Source organism: Arthrobacter sp. ATA002 (genome assembly GCF_026898095.1).
Taxonomy (GTDB): Bacteria; Actinomycetota; Actinomycetes; order Actinomycetales; family Micrococcaceae; genus Arthrobacter_B.
The window spans coordinates 1901121-1917919 of sequence record NZ_CP114015.1; the positions used below are offsets into that span (position 1 = coordinate 1901121).

General features: G+C 63.5%; 13 protein-coding genes and 4 pseudogenes. 9 read left to right on the forward strand and 8 right to left on the reverse strand.

The annotated features are described in order from the left end of the window. Positions 1-3 precede the first annotated feature (3 nt). The 4 genes and pseudogenes from OL239_RS09380 to OL239_RS09395 all read right to left on the reverse strand — a co-directional run bounded on the left by OL239_RS09380 (position 4) and on the right by OL239_RS09395 (position 4716). Positions 4-1430 (reverse strand): annotated as a pseudogene (locus OL239_RS09380) (GH1 family beta-glucosidase). Then, on the reverse strand, positions 1430-2335 hold the full coding sequence (locus tag OL239_RS09385; RefSeq protein ID WP_268911588.1) for a carbohydrate ABC transporter permease: 906 nt from the start codon (positions 2333-2335) through the stop codon (positions 1430-1432). The pseudogene OL239_RS09380 and the gene OL239_RS09385 overlap by 1 nt, the downstream one beginning before the upstream one ends. Further along, positions 2332-3338 (reverse strand): annotated as a pseudogene (locus OL239_RS09390) (carbohydrate ABC transporter permease). Before OL239_RS09390 ends, OL239_RS09385 begins: the two are co-directional and overlap by 4 nt. Before the next feature lie 64 nt (positions 3339-3402). Continuing rightward, positions 3403-4716 carry an ABC transporter substrate-binding protein gene (locus OL239_RS09395; protein WP_268911589.1) on the reverse strand — a complete coding sequence of 438 codons (1314 nt, stop codon included), beginning with the start codon at positions 4714-4716 and terminating at the stop codon, positions 3403-3405. A 431-nt stretch (positions 4717-5147) separates the two neighbouring features. Here OL239_RS09395 and mscL point away from each other — a divergent pair, with 431 nt between their 5' ends. Continuing rightward, entirely contained in the window at positions 5148-5576 is a 429-nt protein-coding gene (gene mscL, locus OL239_RS09400) for a large conductance mechanosensitive channel protein MscL (RefSeq protein WP_268911590.1), read from the forward strand. A gap of 357 nt (positions 5577-5933) precedes the next feature. Here mscL and OL239_RS20125 read toward each other — a convergent pair whose 3' ends face one another. Both OL239_RS20125 and OL239_RS09405 read right to left on the reverse strand, forming a co-directional pair. Next, positions 5934-6230 carry an NUDIX domain-containing protein gene (locus tag OL239_RS20125; protein WP_442864263.1) on the reverse strand — a complete coding sequence of 99 codons (297 nt, stop codon included), beginning with the start codon at positions 6228-6230 and terminating at the stop codon, positions 5934-5936. A 153-nt stretch (positions 6231-6383) separates the two neighbouring features. Continuing rightward, entirely contained in the window at positions 6384-7349 is a 966-nt protein-coding gene (locus tag OL239_RS09405) for an AraC family transcriptional regulator (RefSeq protein ID WP_442864264.1), read from the reverse strand. Positions 7350-7616: 267 nt separating this feature from the next. Here OL239_RS09405 and OL239_RS09410 point away from each other — a divergent pair, with 267 nt between their 5' ends. From OL239_RS09410 to OL239_RS09425, 5 genes and pseudogenes are all read left to right on the forward strand, one after another. Further along, entirely contained in the window at positions 7617-8117 is a 501-nt protein-coding gene (locus OL239_RS09410; RefSeq protein WP_268911727.1) for a DUF1772 domain-containing protein, read from the forward strand. A 96-nt stretch (positions 8118-8213) separates the two neighbouring features. Next, positions 8214-8586, forward strand: a pseudogene (locus OL239_RS20130) (DUF1349 domain-containing protein); the annotation flags it as partial. A 127-nt stretch (positions 8587-8713) separates the two neighbouring features. Continuing rightward, positions 8714-9358 (forward strand): hypothetical protein, encoded by a 645-nt coding sequence (locus tag OL239_RS09415; protein WP_268911593.1) that lies wholly within the window; start codon positions 8714-8716, stop codon positions 9356-9358. Continuing rightward, on the forward strand, positions 9351-9617 hold the full coding sequence (locus tag OL239_RS09420; protein WP_268911595.1) for a helix-turn-helix domain-containing protein: 267 nt from the start codon (positions 9351-9353) through the stop codon (positions 9615-9617). Before OL239_RS09415 ends, OL239_RS09420 begins: the two co-directional genes overlap by 8 nt. Before the next feature lie 231 nt (positions 9618-9848). After that, positions 9849-10664 (forward strand): GNAT family N-acetyltransferase, encoded by an 816-nt coding sequence (locus OL239_RS09425; RefSeq protein ID WP_268911596.1) that lies wholly within the window; start codon positions 9849-9851, stop codon positions 10662-10664. A gap of 94 nt (positions 10665-10758) precedes the next feature. On the opposite strand, the gene OL239_RS09430 is transcribed toward OL239_RS09425, so the two are convergent. Together OL239_RS09430 and OL239_RS09435 are read right to left on the reverse strand one after the other, a co-directional pair. Next, complete coding sequence (locus OL239_RS09430; RefSeq protein WP_268911597.1) at positions 10759-11952, reverse strand: class I SAM-dependent methyltransferase; 1194 nt, start codon at positions 11950-11952, stop codon at positions 10759-10761. Then, positions 11945-12640, reverse strand: a complete 696-nt coding sequence (locus OL239_RS09435; RefSeq protein WP_268911598.1) for a YigZ family protein — start codon at positions 12638-12640, stop codon at positions 11945-11947. Before OL239_RS09435 ends, OL239_RS09430 begins: the two co-directional genes overlap by 8 nt. A 75-nt stretch (positions 12641-12715) precedes the next feature. Between OL239_RS09435 and coaE the strand changes: the two genes are divergently transcribed. The 3 genes and pseudogenes from coaE to OL239_RS09450 form a co-directional block, all read left to right on the forward strand. Then, on the forward strand, positions 12716-13336 hold the full coding sequence (coaE, locus tag OL239_RS09440) for a dephospho-CoA kinase (protein WP_268911599.1): 621 nt from the start codon (positions 12716-12718) through the stop codon (positions 13334-13336). Between the two features lie 70 nt (positions 13337-13406). Continuing rightward, positions 13407-15497, forward strand: coding sequence for an excinuclease ABC subunit UvrB (gene uvrB, locus OL239_RS09445; protein WP_268911600.1), 2091 nt, complete (start codon positions 13407-13409; stop codon positions 15495-15497). A gap of 240 nt (positions 15498-15737) precedes the next feature. After that, positions 15738-16733 (forward strand): annotated as a pseudogene (locus tag OL239_RS09450) (TerC family protein); the annotation flags it as partial. Positions 16734-16799 lie beyond the last annotated feature (66 nt).

A 16799-nucleotide genomic window follows, 5' to 3' on the forward strand; every position in this document is an offset into this window, starting at 1 on the left:
GTTTCACACAGCGGGCGCCGCGGCGCGGCTGGCGGCAATCAGCCGGCTGTAGGCCAAGCCGCTGTCCTTCACGGTGCGCTGCTGCGTGTCGTAGTCCACGCGGACGATGCCGAAGCGCCTGCTGTAGCCCCAGGACCACTCGAAGTTGTCCAGCAGCGACCAGACGAAGTAGCCGCGGACGTCAGCCCCGGCTTCAACGGCACTGTGCACGGCACCGATGTGGTCGAGGATGTACTGCGTGCGTTCCGGATCCGGGACGGTTCCTTCCGGGCTGACGGCGTCGTCGTACGCCGCACCGTTTTCGGTGACATACAGCGGCGGCAGGGACGGGTATTCCTCGCCGAGCCGAACCAGAAGCGTGCGCAGGCCGTCGGGATTCACCTCCCAGTCCATGGCGGTGCGCGGCAGGCCGCGGCTCGGGAAGGTGATGTGCTCGGCGCCAATCCAGCATGACGCCGCCGTCTTGCCGGAGCCTCCGCCGTGGCCGTCGGCACCGGTGGTGTCCGGATGGCCGCTGATCATGTCGTCGTGGTAGTGATTGACGCCCAGGAAGTCGATCGGCGCGCCGATAATTTCCAGGTCACCGGGACGGATGACTTCACCCAGTCCGAAGGGCTCCAGATCCCGCAGGGTGTCCTCCGGGTAGCTGCCGCGCAGGATCGGGTCCAGGAAGATGCGGTTCTGGAGGGAATCGAAGAGCCGGGCCGCTTCCAGGTCCACCGGATCGCTTGGGTCGCGGGGGATGGAATTGCTCAGGTTCAGGGTGATGCCCAGGTTCTCAGCGCCCCGGCTGCGCAGCTCAGTGACGGCAAGGCCATGGGCCAGGTGCTGGTGGTGGACGGCGGCGATTGCTACCCGCGGTTCCTGCCGGCCCGGTGCATGGACCCCGGAGCCGTAGCCCAGCAGGGAGGAGCAGAAGGGTTCGTTGAAGGTGGTCCAGTGCTGCACCCGGTCACCCAGGGCCGAGTAAACGTCATTGGCGTAGTCCACGAACCGGTGGGCCGTGTCCCGGTTGGCCCAGCCGCCCTTTTCTTCGAGTGCCTGCGGAAGGTCCCAGTGGTAGAGGGTGAGCCAGGGCAGGATGCCGGCCCCCAGCAGTTCATCCACCAGCCGGGAGTAAAAGTCCAGTCCCTTGGCGTTGGTGCTGCCGCCGCCGGGCCGGACGCGCGCCCAGCTGGTGGAAAAACGGTAGGAGTCCAGTCCCAGGTCCTTCATGAGGGCCACGTCCGCCGGCATCCGGTGGTAGTGGTCCACGGCAACAGCGGGGGTGTCTCCGTTGAGGATGTTTCCGGGAGCAGCGGCAAAGCGTCCCAGACGGAGTCCTCCTTCCCGTCTTCGCGGGCCGCACCTTCGACCTGGGCGGCGGCGGTTGCCGATCCCCAGATAAAGCCGGCCGGCCAGATGTTGTTTACCGGGATGTTGATTGTCATTAGCCCTTCACTGCTCCCTGCATAATTCCGGAAATAAGTTGTTTGCCTGCCAGTACAAAGAGAACGAGCAGGGGGATGGTGGCGAGTATGGCGCCGGTCAGGACAACCGAATAGTCCACGTAGCGGGCCGACGACAGCTGGCTCAGTGCGGTCTGAAGCGTGGGATTGCCGGCATCAAGGACCAGCAGCGGCCAGAGGAAGTCCGTCCAGGCCATCATGAACGTGAACAGGCTCAGGATGGCCATGGCCGGCTTGGCCGCCGGCAGGGCCACATGCCAGAAGGTCCTGATCATGTTGGCACCGTCCATCCGTGCCGATTCGATCAGCTCGTCGGGGATCACGTCCACCAGGTACTGCCGCATGAAAAACACGCCGAAAGCCGTGACGAGGGAGGGAATGATGACCGCCCCGATTTCACCCGTCCAGCCGAAGGTCCGCATGACCATGAAGAGCGGAATGATGCCCAGCTGGGTGGGGATGGCCATGGTGGCGACCACCGCCACCATCAGGGCTGCGTTTCCGCGGAACTTGAGCTTGGCGAAGGCGTAGCCTGCCAGTGTGGAGAAGGTCACCACCGAAACCGTGATGATCGTGGAGATGAGGATGCTGTTCCAGAGAGCGGTCCAGAACGGGATGGTGGCAAAGACTTCGCCAACGTTGGTCCAGAAGTTTCCGCCCGGCAGCAGGGGCGGCCATTCCAGCCCCAGTGCTTCATTGGTGCGGCTGCCGACGACGACGGACCACCACAGCGGGTAGGCGGAGCCCAGGAAGAAGGCCAGCAGAAGTCCGTAGGTCAGGTAGCCGGGTTTGAGTCCATTGCCGAAGATGCGCTGCCGGAGCGGCCGTCCGGGCCGGGCAGGCGAGGAGGTGCTTCTCCCTGCGGTCTTTTTTTCCAGGAGGCTCATTTGCGTTTCCCTTCGGCGCGGCGCTGTGCCCGGTTTCCCGGCTTTTTGGCATCGGCGGACGCAATCCGTTTCGAGATGGAGAAGTTGACGATGCCGATGATCACGATCAGCAGGAACAGCAGCCAGGCAATGGCGGAGGCCTTGCCGAAGTTCTGCCGCTGGAAGCCCATCTCCCACAGATAGAGCACGGTGGTCTGGAACTGGCGCTGGCGCCGCCGGCGTCCGTTGGGTCGAAGAGGCGGGGCTCGGCGAAGATCTGCAGGCCGCCGATGGTGGAGGTGATGATGACAAAGATCATCGTGGGCCGGATGCTCGGCAGCGTGATGCTGAAGAAGCGGCGGAAGGCGCCGGCGCCGTCGATCGCCGCCGATTCGTAGATGTCGCGGGGAACCGCCTGCATGGCTGCCAGAAGGATCAGCGCGTTGTAACCGGTCCACCGCCAGTTGACCATGGTGGCGATCGCTATGTGGCTCGGCAGGGTGTCCGTCCGCCACATGATGGGGTCAATGCCGAAGTTGCCGAGCAGGTTGTTGATCAGTCCCTGGTCCTCGCCGAACATGTTGGTGAAGATCATGGCGACGGCCACGGGAGTGACGATATAGGGCAGGAGTACGCTCATGCGCCAGAACGTCTTGGCCCTCAGGTTCTGGTCCAGGACGGCGGCGATGAACAGGGCGGCGATCAGCTGCGGAATGGCGGAGAGCAGGAAGATGCTCATCGTGTTCCCCAGCGAGTTCCAGAAGAAGCGGTCCTGCAGGACTTCGGTGAAGTTGTTCAACCCGACAAACTCGCCCTGCCCCTTGAGCAGGTGCCAGTCGTACATCGAGACGAAGAAGGTGTAGACCAGCGGGAAGAGGCCCACCAGCGCGAAGAGCAGGAAGAAGGGGGAGATGTACAAATAGGGGGAGTACTTAAGGTCCCAGCCGCTGAGGCGGTATTTGAAGGGGGACTTGGTCTTGGGTGGCGCCGCAGCGGGTACGGGGCGTTTATCGGTTACGGTCATGGCGATTCTCGCAGTCCATCCGGGGGCCTCCGGCACTGCCGGAGGCCCCGCGCTCGACGATTTGCTAGTTGTTGACTACGAGCTCGTTCAGGAGCTTCATGGCCTCGTTCCAGGAGGCTTCACCGTCGGCAGCGCCTGCATCAAGCTGGCCCAGTGCGGCGCTGAAGACCTTGTCCTGGATGATCGAGTCCTGCGGGCCCTTGAACTGGGCGGTGACGCCTTCAGCGCGCGACGCGAGGATGGAACCGGTGGGAGCGTTGTTGAACAGCTCATTCGGTGCGGCTTCAGCAGCAAGCTGTTCCTGGGCCTCAACGGTGCTGGGGAAGTTGTTGGCCGCTGCGCTCTGCTTGACCTGCTGCTCGGGCGCGGTCAGCCAGGCTGCCAGCTTGGCGGCTTCTTCCTTGTGCTCGGACGTCTCCGGGACTGAGAGGAAAGCGCCGCCCCAGTTCGAGGCTCCGCCGGGGAAGACGTCGGCGAAGTCCCAGCCGGCTTCCGCTCCCGCACCTGCGGATTCGAGCTGCGTCTGGATGGTGCCGAGCATCCAGCCCGGGCAGACGAAGGTTGCGAAGGATCCGTCGGTGAAGGCCTTGCCCTTGCCCCAGTCCCACTTCTTCTCGTTGGCGGACAGGCCGGACTCCGTGTTTTCGGCCAGCTGCATGAACTGTTCCTTCATCGCGGCGTTGTCCTCGATGTTCAGTTCGCCGTCGGCGGTGTAGTAGCCCTCCTCCATCTGGTTCACCATGGAGTTCCAGACGAAGCCTGACTGGTCGTACCAGGCCAGGCCGGTTTTGTCGTGGTACTGCTGGCCGACTTCGAAGTACTTCTCCCAGGTGGCGTCGTCTCCGCCGAAGAGTTCAGCCACTGCTTCACGGTCGCTGGGCAGCCCGGCGGCTTCGAAGAGCTTGCCGTTGTAGCAGAGGCCCTGCGGGCCGATGTCCGTTCCGTAGCCGATAACCCGGCCGTCTGAGTCGGTGCCCTGCTCGTACTTCCAGTCGACCCAGTTGTCCTTGATGTCTTCCGCGCCGTACTCGTTGAGGTCAACGAACTGGTCGGATACTTCCATGATGGAACCGAGCCAGCCTTCTTCAATGGCTACGACATCACTCAGGCCGGACCCTGCCGACAGTTTGGTGAAGGCATCGGTGCGGGCGTTCTCGCCGCGGTCGATGTTGTTGTCATTGATCTCAATGCCGGGGTTGGCGTCTTCGTACTCGGCGTACAGATCGTTGTAGCCGAAAGTTCCGAAGGTGGTCACGGACAGCTCGATGGGGTTAGCCTCGCTGGCCGCTTCGGTGTCGCCTCCGCCGCAGCCTACGGCGAGCAATGCCACTGCGGCAGCACCTGCGATCGCCGCTGCGGGATATCGGAAATTCTTCACGGTCACTCCTTTGTGTGTGGGTGGAGCAGTTGGATATCCCGGGGCAGTGGACCGTGCGTCGTGGAACTGGTGAGGCCTGATCGACGGAAGCGGGAAGGGGATAGCTGGAATTGGATTGCTGGATCAGAGTCGTACGCTCGGGCGGGATCCGGGGCTAAGCGGAACTTCCGGCCCAGAGAGCGCTCTCTTGACTTCTCCATCACACTAAGAGTGATCCGGATCACTGTCAAGAGAGCGCTCTCTGGAATATTTTCGGACCGGGCGCAGCTCTTGGCTGACCGTGGAGTCGGCTTAGCTGAGACCAGACGCGGGCGGGCCCAGCTGGCCCTCACCAAGGACGCCGACTACCCGGTCCGGCGAATGCTGCTGCGCAAGGCTGAAATCTGAGCTGGGAGCTACGCCGGGGGCCCGTGGGCGGTTACTCTGGCCGGATGCTAAAGGGATTCAAAGACTTCATCATGAAGGGCAATGTCCTGGACTTGGCGGTTGCCGTAATCATCGGCGCAGCGTTTACGACCGTTGTGAACGCCCTGGTCAACTCGGTGCTTATGCCGTTTATCTCCGGGCTCGTCGGTTCGCCGAACTTCGACAGTTTCGCGGTGGTTAACTTTAACGGGAACCAGATTCAGTTCGGGGTCCTGCTGACCGCCGTCGTGAACTTCCTGCTCGTCGCAGCTGCCGTGTACTTCGCGATCGTGCTGCCGATGAACAAGATGATCGAACGGCGCAACCGCAGGCTTGGGATTACCCCGGAACAGAGCGCGGATCCGCAGGTGATGCTGCTAACCGAAATCCGGGATGCGCTCACTTCGCCGCCGCCGAACGGGACACCACAGTCCCAGGTCGGGCCCACACACTAAGCGGACTCCGGCCGGGCAGGGCGAGCCAAGTGGGAGAGCGCCCAGAGTCGGGTGGCCCGCGAATGGCATCTCGCGATCCAGAGTGAAGATTCCGACCGGTAGTCAGCCCCTGGTTGTGTCGGCGGCAGGAGAAAAGCGGTCTCCGCCGGCGTGCTGGTCCGGCGGGAAGACCGGGGAACACATGCTCGATCCGCCCGTCCCGGACCAGCAAAGCCAAACGTCGGTAGACCGTGAGATCCCCTGCCGCGAACGTGGGTAACCCGGGATCTGTTGAAAGGGACAGATCTCTCTGTAGGATCGTCTAGTGAATATTCTCTTGCGAGAGCATGACGCCAAGTAAGCCTCCAAATCCCGCTGCTAGGACGTGTGCGTTTGCGAGCGGCATCCACCAGCAGGTCCAGCTGACGTTTCCCCACCAAGTGATGAGTCAGGTTCTCCTGCTGACCACCGCTCCGTCAGGTCCGCGTCCGGCATGCTCAGTTGGAAGTAGTGCCGCACCGCTATCTCGTTTCGTGCCGGCCTTAAGTCGTAGCGCTGAATACCGACGCTGCGCACCAAGCAGCCCTGTCGGCCGGTTTCTTCAAGCAGCTCGCGGAGAGCGGCTTCTTCAGGGGATTCACCGGTCCTGGATCGAGCCAGCCGGCACTTGTACACCGGTCATCGTTATCGGAACGTCGTCGTGAGTGAATACCAGGAGGTGCTCGTCGTGAACTACGTAGCAGGCAACTTTATGGATTTCACTGGACATGTCCACATTCTTCTCCATGTCCGGTTTCCCGGAGCGCAATGACCCGGTGATGGGTCGGCTTACAGGCGCTCCTGGTAGGGCGACGGCCTTGGTCCCGATATGCCGTTCGAGAGGAGTGGGCGATGATGGCGGAACTCGGATGGCGTGATTCCCAGATGCCTTTTGAATGCTGTGCTGAAGGAGTAGGCGTTGTTGTAGCCGACACTGTGAGCGACTTGCGCGACGGTGGTGTCCGGTGTTTGCAGGAGGTCACTCGCGAGGGTAAAGCGCCAACGAGTGAGGTAGGTCATGGGTGGCTCTCCGACGCTTGTTCGGAAGCGCGCTGCGAGGGAGGCCCGTGAGGTGTTGACGCGACGGGCGAGGCTTTCCACGGTCCAGGGAGCTTCGGGGGCGGCATGCAGCAGTTCCAGTGCATCAATGACCATGGGATCGGTGGTAGTAAGCCAGGTTGGTGCGCTTGAACGCTCGGAGCTTTCAATCCAGCGGCGGATGGTGCTGACGACGAGAACGTCCAAAAGACGATCAATGACGACTTGGGCGGCTGGGCTGTCCTGCGAAATTTCACGGACCAGCAGATCAACAAGCATGTGATCGGCTTGCTCACGCGGGACAACAGCGAGCCGGGGGAGAGCGCGGGCGACGAGACCCCCGGCTTCATCAGGACGTGCATACGTTCCCACGAGGAGGGTCGTTTCGCCGTCCTCTGCGTTTCCCCATCGTCGCACGCCGTGACGGAAATCCTCGCGGAGATCGTGTCCGTCGACCGTGGTGCACTGCTGACCGGGACCAATGTCTATCGTCGGTGTGCTGGCCGCTGTGTCGGTCACCTCATACTGTTCAGGGCCTCGGATCAGGGCAACGTCACCTTCCATAAGCAGTGCCCCATCAACCAGGGCCTGGCCCGAGGTCACAGCAAGAACGGTCAGTGCGGCGTTGTCCCGAACGGTTATGCCCCAGGGTGCGGTCATCTGCATGGAAAGCGCGAAAGCCCTTGCGGCGCGGGGGCCGTCGAGGAAGTGCGTCAAAGGGTCCATACGTTGGGACGCTAGACGATCGCGAAGACATTTGCGAGCCTAGGCTATTCTTCATCCAGCGGAATGGCGGTTCACTGGGGGTATGACAATCCATATTTCCGGAGCTGCCGGGCGCACCGGAGCACATATTCATCGCCGACTCTCCGCCAAAGGGGTTCCAACACGGTTGGCCTCACGCCGCACCGGGTTCGACCGGGATCAACCAGACACCTGGTCGGATGCCGTTCACGATGCAGCGTTCGCCGGCGTTGAGAACTTATTGGGCCGGCCGGCGTCGTCGTTCAGCGCGTACGCAAGGACGACGGTTATGTCCGGGGCGCGGTCGTGATCCAGGTAGCCGCAGTGGTGGGAGCCGGGCTCGTCGGAGGCGTCTACACTGCCTTTTCTGTAATGGTGATGCCAGCATTGCGCCGAATCGATGACCAGGGCGCGTCGAACACAATGATCACGATCAACCGGGCGGCCGAACGTGGACCGTTCATTCTGATCTTCGGATCAGCTGCCCTCTCCGCCCTCGGACTTGCCGTGTCCGCGGCGTCACGCGGCGCCGTCGGCGATCTGGTCCTTGCTGGCGCGTCCATCGCCAGCGCAATCGTCACCATGGGAGTCAACGTCCCGCTTAACCGCAGGCTTGAACGCGAAGGGGTCAGGTTCTGGGCGGCTTATCAACGGCGATGGACAAGGGCAAACACCATACGAGCCGCCCTAGCCGCATCCGCCGTCCTCATCGCTGGCACACAATGGATACAAAACAAATGATCGTAACGAGCGGCATGGGAAGTCGCGTTATGAGGACGCGCTTATAGGAATAGTGGCTGCCCTCGGTGCGCTCCTCTTCGTCCTCGCTGGAAGACCGGATCAGACTCGCTGACTATGGCCACCGCTGCCGCAACAGATTTCTGGCGGGAAATACACTACGGGTTCACCCGCGACAGCGGGCATTTGCTCTATCGGGAAGTGGGGGGATTTTGTCGTTACTGCGACGGTGTCCGGGGGATTCACCTCGCTTTACGACCAGGCCGGCCTCATGATCCGATCCGATGAGCGAACGTGGATGAAGGCAGGCGTCGAGTACAGCGATGGTGCACTTCAGCTGAGCACGGTTATTACCAACGGCACCTCGGACTGGTCGCTAAGTCCCTTGGACGTGTTGACGGATCCTCTCCATCATTTAAGCCGCCATTTCCACCCATCGGAAAAGCGGCTCGAAACCAGGAAAACAGGTTGATCGGGCGTCACTAGGTCTTTGCGCGGGCCCCGTCCCGGGAGTGGCGTGCCGACAGACCCCTTGCCTTTGCTGCCGAAAGTGCTTATCGTTTCTCAATACGTATTGATAATCAATATAAGGGGGAACAATGAGCACCACTGCAGTACTAAGCCGAACGTCAGGTGCGTCAGTGAAGCTTTCCGTGATCGCCGTCTGGATTGTCGCGGTCCTTGCCGCGGCCGGAAGTGCCCTCGAATCATTCACCGTCATCACCGGACGGGTGGTCTTCGCCCTGAATGGGGCTGACCCGCGGCTGCCGTTGACAAGCCTGCCCCAAATCAACCAGGCCGAACTCAGGGAGGGTTCAGCCGGCTACCTCGCAGATGCCCCGACCTGGCTGCGGGTTCTGTGCGCAACACCGGCAATGGTCTATATCATCATTGCGCTCCTCGCCGCAGTCCTTATCACCCGTGCCTTACACGGAATCGCAGCCAGCCGTCCCTTCTCGTCCTCCGTGCGGCGAAGTATGACCATTCTGAGCCTGATCCTCATCATGGGAGGAATCCTCTACGGAGTGCTCGACAGCATTGCCGGTCAAGCGATCTACGATGTGGCGGTGACCTTCTTCACCCAGGGAATCCAGTTTCCTCTTGGCGCTGACTATGCAGTCACCAGTACCAATCCGGCCCGCTGGCCGTTCTTTATGATCATCACCGGGGTCGTCGGGCTTGCCCTGTCCTCTGCCTTTAGGGCAGGAGCACGACTCGAGGAAGCAGCGGATGGCCTTGTCTGAACCACGCAGGGCCAAAGCGGACAACGGCGCGCCGGGGGAGGAACCGGTCAAACACCGCATCGAGTGCCACCTCGACCGGGTCCTTGCCCAGCGCGGCATGACGCTCACGGAACTCTCCCGGCGAACAGGAATAACCATGGCTAACCTGTCCATCCTGAAGACAAACAAGGCCAAAGCCATCCGCTTCAGCACGCTCACCGCTATCTGTGACGCTTTGGATACCACCCCAGCAGAACTGATCACCATCAAACCCCTGTAGCCGGCCTCTGGCCCTTGAACCGGAGCTGGGGCATCACCTCGGACGTCGATCCGCACTGGGCCGGCATCGGGGCTGAAGAGGCACTGATCGATAAGCTGCTGGCCGAACCGCGCATCGACGTCATTCCGGTCGGGACGAATCAAAACTGCCCTTCTACTATTAGCGGAAGCTGCCGCCACTCGGTGGGTATATTCGCCTCCGGAGCACTTTGGGGGAAGGCAGGCGGGAATCATGGACATTGACGTGCGAACACCAGGCACCGTCGAGCTCGGCCGGATCTGCAGCGTTTTGGGTGAGTGGCAAAACGACGGCGGACCACTGCATCTGCACCCGGGCGACCTGGGCTGGTACTCCCTGCGGGGGCCGGCCGCCACTGCCGCTGCGACACGGGTGTGGTCGCAGGACGAGACCATCCTTGCCATTGCCCTGCTCGACGGTCCCGACCTGCTGCGGTTCGCCATCCATCCAAGGCGGCGCAGGGATGCAGCCCTTGCCCTTCGGATCGTTGCAGACGTCAACAACCCAAGTGCCGGAATCCTCGGCGCAGGAGCAGCAACTATCGAGGCGCGCGGTGCGGTCGCTTTGAGCGGGGAGCTTGCGCAGAACGAGTGGTCGCCCGACGAACCATGGACACCTCTCCATCACGATATGACAGCATCTCCGACACTATCGGGCTTCCACATTGAGGCCGTGGAACCGGCCGACACCGATGAGTGGGTGGCTGTTCACTGGTCGGCCTTCCGCGGTACCCCGATACCGGACGAACGCATCCGGCATTTTGTGGATGGATGGTGCCTGGCCGCGGAAAGCCCCTTTTCCGACCTTGCGCGCATCCTGTCCCTGCGGTCCGGGGACGGTCAGGCCGTCGCGGTCGCCGCGGTGTGGTCGGCCGGCGAAGGGCGTCCCGGGCTCATCGAACCGCTGGCAGTACACCGGGAACACCGCGGCCGCGGCTACGGAGTAGCCATGACAAACGCGGCAGTGGACGCGCTCCGGCACCTGGGGTCATCGAGCGCCATGGTTTGCGCGGAAACTTCCAACGCCTGAGCCGTAGCCACCTACATCGAGGCAGGATTCAGGGCGCACCCCGAAGTCACCGATTGGCACCGGCGTAACGCTCCGGAACCGGGACCCCGGAACCTCAGCGGCGCGTACTGACCGTCACCGTGAACTTGGGGTTACGGGCCACTTCCCGGGTGGGACCGACCAGCCGGTTTAACGCCGGCTTGTACATGAGGTGGCTGTTCCAGACCGTCCAGAGTTCGCCGCCGGGCTTCAGGACCCGGCCCGCATCGGCGAACAGCTTCAGGGCGATGCCGGCATGAACGGTGGCTCCGATGTGGAACGGCGGGTTCAATACCACCAGATCCTCGGAAGCGTCCGGAAACCCGGCAAGGGCATCGCCGCGGCGGACCGTCACCCGGTCACCGACGCCGTTTGCGGCCGCGGTGAGCCGGGCCGAGGACACTGCGGCAGCTGACTGATCCGTGGCAATTACCTGCAGCTGTGGGCGGGTCAGCGCCAGATACGCGGTTATGGCGCCGGTGCCGCAGCCCAGGTCGACAGCGCGCTCCGCGGAACGGGCATCGGCCAGAAGAGGCAGCAGGAAACGGGTGCCGATGTCCAGGGCCGGTCCGGCAAACGCGGCGCCGTGCGCCCACAACTCCAGCGGCACGGCCAGGCCGACGTCATGGCGCTGGGACACCGGAAAGCGCGGCGCCGGCAGGTCCTCCGGCGGCAGGGGGGACGAGGCGGTCAGGATCCGCGACTTCTGCCGGCCCAGCCCCGCCGAGACTGCCCCGAAGTACCGTGCCAGCACGTCATTCATGGCCGTGGACATGTGCTTGATCCGGCCGCCGGCGTAAACCCTCACGTCGGGAGAGGCATGGGCGGCGATCAGCCCGGCGATCTCCTCCAGCGCATCCAGCGAGCGCGGCAGGCGCAGCAGCACCAGCCGGGCGCCGTCCACCAGCGCCGGTTCCAGGGCATAGGGGCGGTATGCGCCGTCCAGTCCCAGCTGCCGGGCATTGTTCTCCAGCGCTTGCTCGCCGCTGAGCGGATCCTGGTGCACCCGAAGGCCCGTCAGCCCGTGGCCGGCGGCGGCTCCCAGCGTCAGCGCACCGTAGGAATCACCGATGACGACGACGGCGCCGCTTCCCTTGCGCTCGGTGCCGCCGCCCGCGGCTGCAGCCAGATCCGCGGCTGCAGTATCAAGCAGGAGCCGGTCCGCGGCGTCCCACGCCTGCAGATTCTCCGCTTCCACATCCGGCCACCGGCCCAGGCGGGAGAAATCGAAGGCCGCGGGGACAGCGGGCTCCGGGGATGCATCAGTCAAGGTCAATCCATTTCGTTCCAAGGGGGACCGGGGCGGAGACTCCGGCGGTCATGGCGGCCAGCCGGGAATGGAAGGCCTCCAGGGAATTGGCGGTATCGGGCAGTGCAACACGCAGCTCCGCGCCGGCGGCTGAGTAGTCAGTGCCAAGGACGCTGACGCCCGCAGTCCGCAGGTCGTTTTCCAGCCGGCCTGCGGCGGAATGTCCGGCCGGAATGCCGTACAGCTGCATTCTGCGCCGCCGGGTCATCCGGGCGGTGGCCACCGCTGAGGACACCGATTCGGAATAGGCCCGGACCAGGCCGCCCGCGCCGAGCAGGATGCCGCCAAAATACCGCACGGTCACTGCGGCGACGTCGCTGAGGTCGGCGGCGCCGTTGAACGTCTCGCGTTTGGTGAGGGCTTCCAGCATGGGAATGCCGGCGGTACCGGAGGGTTCGCCGTCGTCGCTCGAACGCTGCACGCTGCGGTCCGGGCCCAGCACAAACGCGCTGCAGTGGTGCCGGGCGTCGTGGAACTCGCGGCGCAGGCCGGCCACCAGGGCGCGGGCCTCATCCTCGGTCTCGACCCGCCGCAGGACGGTGATGAAGCGGGACCGTTTAATCTCCAGCTCGTGCCGGTGTTCGCCGGCAACGGTGGTGTAGCGACCCCTGGTCCCGGCCTGTTCATCAGTTCCGACCTGTTCATCCACTGCTCCAGTTTAGGTGCTGGCCGCCGGGGCCGCGGCCGGTGCACGGCCCCCGCCGCGCACGGTAGCCTTGGGCGCATGCTGAGAGTAGGACTGACCGGCGGAATCGCCGCGGGAAAATCGCTGGCCGCACGGACCCTGCAGGATCTGGGAGCGCTGGTGATTGATGCCGATGCCCTGGCCCGGGAAGTGGTGGAGCCGGGCACTGACGGCCTGGCCGACGTCGTTGATGCCTTCGGGCCGGGCATGCTCGACGGCGAGGGCCGGCTGGACCGGCCGGCGCTGGCCGCCGTCGTCTTCTCCGACGAGGACAAGCGGAAAATCCTGAACGGGATTGTCCATCCCCGGGTCCGGGCACGGGCCGCGGAGCTGGAGGAGCAGGCGGCGCGGGAAACAATTGTCGTCCATGACATTCCGCTGCTGGTGGAGACGGGCCAGCACCGGAATTTTGACTTTGTCCTGGTGATTGACGCGCCTGAGGAGGAGCGGATCCGCCGGATGGCCGCTGACCGCGGCATGAATGTTGATGCTGCGCGTGCCCGCATTGCCGCGCAGGCCGGAGCTGCGGAGCGTGCCGCCGCCGCCGACGTCGTCCTGGTCAATGACGGCACCGCCGCGGAGCTGGTCGAAGCAGTCCGGAACCTGTGGGAGCGCCGCCTTGCACCAATGAACCAGAACCTGCTGCAGGCCGGCGAATGAGTGTTCAGCCCTCAGCTAACCGGGGGCACCGCGGACGCGTCCTGACCGCAGCGCGGAGTAGCTTTTAATCATGAGTCTTGCGCAGGACATCAAGAGAGTCGTCGCCCCCTTTGAAGTAATCAGCGATTACTCGCCCGCGGGCGACCAGCCCACCGCCATCAAGGAACTCGCCGAACGCATTAAGGCCGGAGAAAAGGACGTGGTCCTCCTCGGTGCCACCGGTACCGGTAAGAGTGCGACGGCGGCATGGCTGGTGGAGCAGGTGCAGCGCCCCACGCTCGTGATGGTGCAAAACAAGACCCTTGCGGCGCAGCTGGCCAACGAGTTCCGCGAGCTGCTGCCGAACAACGCCGTCGAGTACTTCGTCTCGTACTACGACTATTACCAGCCCGAGGCCTACGTGCCGCAGACCGACACCTTCATCGAGAAGGACTCCTCCATCAACGAGGAAGTGGAGCGGCTGCGCCACTCGGCGACCAACGCGCTGCTGACCCGCCGCGACGTCATCGTGGTGGCCACGGTGTCCTGCATCTACGGCCTGGGCACCCCGGAAGAGTACATCGAGCAAATGGTGACGCTGCGCAAGGGCCAGCAGATGAACCGCGACGACCTGCTGCGCCGCTTCGTGAACATGCAGTACGCCCGCAATGACATGGACTTCCACCGCGGCACCTTCCGGGTCCGCGGCGACACCGTCGAGATCATTCCGATGTACGAGGAAAACGCACTGCGGATTGAGTTCTTCGGCGATGAAATCGAGAACATCTACACCCTGCACCCGCTGACCGGCGACGTCATCCGCGAGGAAGAGGAAATGTACGTCTTCCCCGCATCCCACTACGTGGCCGGCGAAGACCGGATGCAGCGGGCGATCAAGCACATCGAGGATGAGCTGCAGGTGCGGCTGGCCGAACTGGAATCCCAGAACAAGCTGGTCGAAGCCCAGCGGCTGCGGATGCGCACCACCTATGACCTGGAAATGATGCAGCAGATGGGCTTCTGCAACGGCATCGAGAACTACTCCCGGCACATCGACGGCCGCGGACCCGGCACCGCTCCGCACTGCCTGCTGGACTACTTCCCGGACGACTTCCTGCTGGTGGTGGACGAATCCCACGTCACCATCCCGCAGATCGGCGCCATGTATGAAGGCGACATGTCCCGCAAGCGCACCCTCGTGGACCACGGCTTCCGGCTGCCCTCGGCCATGGACAACCGGCCGCTGAAATGGGACGAGTTCCTGGAGCGGATCGGGCAGACGGTCTACATGTCCGCGACGCCGGGCAAGTATGAGCTCTCCAAGTCCGACGGATACGTGGAGCAGATCATCCGCCCCACCGGACTGGTGGACCCGGAGGTGATCGTCAAGCCGAGCAAGGGACAGATCGATGACCTGCTGGGCGAAATCCGCACCCGCACGGAACGCGACGAGCGCGTGCTGGTGACGACGCTGACCAAGCGGATGGCCGAGGACCTCACCGGCTACCTGCTGGAGCACGGGGTGAAGGTGGAGTACCTGCACTCCGACGTCGACACGCTGCGCCGCGTGGAGCTGCTGCGCGAGCTGCGGATGGGCACCTTTGACGTGCTGGTGGGCATCAACCTGCTCCGTGAAGGCCTTGACCTTCCCGAGGTGTCGCTGGTGTCCATCCTCGACGCCGACAAGGAAGGGTTCCTGCGCTCCTCCACCTCGCTCATCCAGACCATCGGCCGTGCCGCCCGTAACGTCTCGGGTGAGGTTCACATGTACGCGGACCGGATCACCGACTCGATGGCCAAAGCCATTGACGAGACCAACCGGCGCCGCGCCATCCAGGTGGCGTACAACAAGGACCACGGCGTGGACCCGCAGCCGCTGCGCAAGAAAATCGCCGACATTACCGACTCCCTCGCCCGGGAGGACGCCGACACCAAGGCCTTGCTGGCAGAGGCTGCGGAGAAGAAGAACCGCAAGACCACCGGCAAGGGCAAGGGAGGCATCCGCAAGGACGGGCTGGCCGCCGCTCCGGCCGAGGACCTGACCGGGCTGATTGCGTCCATGACCGAGCAGATGCACGCAGCGGCGGCGGAACTGCAGTTCGAGCTGGCCGCCAGGCTGCGCGACGAGGTGGGGGACCTGAAGAAGGAACTGCGCCAGATGCAGAACGCCGGGCACGCCTAAGCCAGCCCGCCGAAGCACGCCCGGGCCGCATGCGGCCGGCCGGGGCTGTCGTCTCCCTCCATAAGAGGCGGTTTCCGCTGGAGTAGACTTCCTGGCGGCGCAGGGGAGTATCCTTGGTCGCTGTACCCCTCACTACGCGGGGCGTCGTCCCGCCGGGAGCAGCGGGCACCGGTTTTCATCAAGCAGTTCACGGTGCCGGAAAGACCCGCGCCTACAGTCGTGCCCGAAAGGTCTTTGCACATGCCCGAATTACCCGTTGTCTTTGAGGTCGGCACCTTCGTTGTCCTCGGACTTGTTCTGCTATTCGATTTACTCCTGGTGGTCAAGCGGCCCCATGAGCCCTCCATGAAGGAAGCCGGCCTGTGGGTCGGCTTTTACGTTGGACTGGCCCTCGTCTTCGCCGGCGCCATGTTCGTGTTCACCGGACCGGAGTACGGCAGCCAGTTCGTGGCCGGCTGGGTGACCGAATACAGCCTGAGCATCGACAATCTCTTCGTGTTCATCATCATCATGGCCCGCTTCTCGGTACCCCGTAAGTACCAGCAGGAAGTGCTGATGTTCGGCATCATCATCGCCCTCATCCTGCGCGGGATCTTCATCATTATCGGCGCCGCAGTGATCGAAAACTTCAGCTGGGTGTTCTTCATTTTCGGTGCCTTCCTGCTCTGGACCGCGTACAAGCAGGCCACGGACAACGGCGAGGATGAAGAAGAGGGCAGCGACAACAAGCTGATCGCCAGACTCCGCCGCGTGCTGCCCATGACGGACAAGTATGACCAGGGCAAAATCCGCACGGTGGTGGGCGGCAAAAAGGTTTTCACCCCCATGCTGATCGTGTTCATCACCATCGGAGTCACCGACCTGATGTTCGCGGTGGACTCCATCCCGGCCATCTTCGGCCTGACGCAGAGTGCCTTCATTGTCTTCACCGCCAACATCTTCGCCCTGATGGGCCTGCGCCAGCTGTACTTCCTGCTGGGCGGCCTGATGGACCGGCTCATCTACCTCAAGCACGGCCTGTCCGTCATCCTGGCGTTCATCGGCGTGAAGCTGATCCTGCACGCGCTGCACGTCAACGAGCTTCCCTTCATCAACGGCGGCGAGCATGTCGCCTGGGCACCGGAGATTCCCACGTTTGTCTCCCTCGCCGTCATCCTCGGCACCATCGTGATCGCGACGGTCGCTTCCCTGCTCAGCCCCAAGGCGAAGGCGGTCCAGGCCGTGGCCACGCTGGAGAACGCCCTGAAGATATACCGCAGCCTGGAGGAAGACGCCCCGCACGAGGAGCGCGTCGAGGCTTAC